We start from the raw sequence: 1,693 nt of genomic DNA on the forward strand, positions 1-1,693 counted from the left end.
ACAGCGCCGTGTCTATATGGATAAATGGGCGGCTTATGTCACGGGTCAAACCTAAAATATGGGGTGAATAACCCCATTATCTGTGGATAACTTTAGCTCTCTTCTCTCTCATTCTCTCTCAATAAGACTCATAAATTATCACATTAGAAATTGTATAATAAAATATTGTTTTCTATGAATAAAATATCTTTCTAAATGAACCAAAATGTGGTTAATAAATGATTATGATTTGTTTTTGTTTTTATAGTGAAAGGATTTTAGAATGACAGAAAATGATATTCTTTTAACTGACCGTGAAAGTGCAAAATTGCTTCATATGAGTGTTTCAACATTCCGCCGTCATGTAACCAATGGCTCTCTCCCAAAACCTTTAAAATTTGGCTTTTTATCCCGTTGGTTACAATCGGATCTTTTGAATGTCATCGAGCAAGCAAAACAGCAACGTTATAACGACGCGGCATAAAAAAAACCTTATCACGTAAGGACGGACAAGGCTTTCTCTGCTGAAGCAAGACTTAAGGTTTGCATTCAAGTTGTTCTGAATGCTTTTTACAATAAGGGCTATTTAAGCGTCTCTCAACACTTCGCTGAGGCATGACAGCACCAGGACGACATATGGGAAGGTTGTCTGATTTATGGTTCTCACACCAATCTTGTATTGTAAAGCTAGGGCGAAAACCTGATTGCGCCATACACATTTCAATACTGGCAAATTGATTCAAATCTAGCGCCACAACCTTATTAAGGTCCGGTACTCCACATTCTAAAAGTATTTTATTTCTCCATAATGCTGGAGAAAGTGAGGGAATTGAGTTAACACATCCAGCTGTATTTAACAGAGCTATACAACTCAACAGTTTTAAGATTTTCTTCATTATTCCCCTCTTTCAATGGATTTATTTACAATAAAAAAGCTCATAAGCCTGTTGATATTTCCTGTCATCGCTGTTTAAACAACGGTGAACAATATTGAAATGGTTGGTTGAGGAAACAATCCCGCCATTCCAAGCAAATGCAAGGATGGCGGATTGTTGATTATCACAAACAGCAAGACTTAAGGCTCGCATTCAGGTTGTTCTGGATGCTTTGTACAAAAAGGGCTGTTTAAGCGCTTCTTGACACTGCGCTGTGGTATGACAGCACCTGGACGACAAATCGGCAAGTTTTTCTCTTTAAAAGTATAACACCAGTTACCTCTCCCTTTATAGTGGAATCCTGCTTGGAGCATGCAGGCATAAGTTGTTGCTTTAGCATTAATGCTCTGCTGTTGGTTTTCTGGAAAAACATCATAAGGGGTTGGCATACCACATTCTAACAATGCTTTTCCTATCTCCGTAAAATCTGCTCCAGACTTCTCCCACATACTTAGATACCCTGGAGGAGGCTTATCGATGTTACATCCAGCTACACTAACCAAAACTATTCCGCTTAATAATTTCAAGATTTGTTTCATTTTTTCCTCCCTGAATATTTTGAATAAATTGGCGTACGATTAGGTAATCCATAAAGCGATGTGCACTCATCACCGGCATGACCATAACAAGCATGAACACTGGGGTAGCCCTTAAATATTTGCCATGCTTCTTTCCAAGGACCACTTCCAGGAGGTATTTGCCCAAAAGTGTAAGGATTTTTGCCAATCTTTGTACCAACAAAGTCATTTTTATGATTTTCCAAGTTTACGTAATCCTGC

At 38.3% G+C, this 1,693-nt stretch carries 4 protein-coding genes and 1 pseudogene; 1 reads left to right on the forward strand and 4 read right to left on the reverse strand.

Going from position 1 to position 1,693, the window contains the following annotated elements:
* Positions 1 to 262: 262 nt before the first annotated feature.
* A complete protein-coding gene (locus tag ACFINI_RS09820; protein ID WP_015856172.1) occupies positions 263 to 463 on the forward strand; it encodes an AlpA family transcriptional regulator in 201 nt (66 codons plus the stop codon).
* A gap of 52 nt (positions 464 to 515) precedes the next feature.
* Here the strand turns inward: ACFINI_RS09820 and ACFINI_RS09825 are convergent, their stop codons facing one another.
* From ACFINI_RS09825 to ACFINI_RS09840, 4 genes and pseudogenes are all read right to left on the reverse strand, one after another.
* Complete coding sequence (locus tag ACFINI_RS09825; RefSeq protein ID WP_375632751.1) at positions 516 to 875, reverse strand: hypothetical protein; 360 nt, start codon at positions 873 to 875, stop codon at positions 516 to 518.
* A 21-nt stretch (positions 876 to 896) separates the two neighbouring features.
* On the reverse strand, positions 897 to 1,067 hold the full coding sequence (locus ACFINI_RS09830; protein WP_375648030.1) for a hypothetical protein: 171 nt from the start codon (positions 1,065 to 1,067) through the stop codon (positions 897 to 899).
* Complete coding sequence (locus tag ACFINI_RS09835) at positions 1,055 to 1,453, reverse strand: hypothetical protein (protein WP_375620636.1); 399 nt, start codon at positions 1,451 to 1,453, stop codon at positions 1,055 to 1,057. Before ACFINI_RS09835 ends, ACFINI_RS09830 begins: the two co-directional genes overlap by 13 nt.
* Positions 1,450 to 1,693, reverse strand: a pseudogene (locus tag ACFINI_RS09840) (hypothetical protein); the annotation flags it as partial. The gene ACFINI_RS09835 and the pseudogene ACFINI_RS09840, both read right to left, overlap by 4 nt.

Source organism: Bartonella sp. AA56HLJMS (assembly GCF_042197145.1).
In the GTDB taxonomy this organism is placed as follows: Bacteria; Pseudomonadota; Alphaproteobacteria; order Rhizobiales; family Rhizobiaceae; genus Bartonella.

What these genes read in the sequence shown, in the direction of transcription:
- ACFINI_RS09820 (WP_015856172.1), top strand. Translation starts at nt 263, where the DNA reads ATGACAGAAAATGATATTCTTTTAACTGACCGTGAAAGTGCAAAATTG.
- ACFINI_RS09825 (WP_375632751.1), bottom strand. Translation starts at nt 875, where the DNA reads ATGAAGAAAATCTTAAAACTGTTGAGTTGTATAGCTCTGTTAAATACA.
- ACFINI_RS09835 (WP_375620636.1), bottom strand. Translation starts at nt 1,453, where the DNA reads ATGAAACAAATCTTGAAATTATTAAGCGGAATAGTTTTGGTTAGTGTA.
- ACFINI_RS09830 (WP_375648030.1), bottom strand. Translation starts at nt 1,067, where the DNA reads ATGCGAGCCTTAAGTCTTGCTGTTTGTGATAATCAACAATCCGCCATC.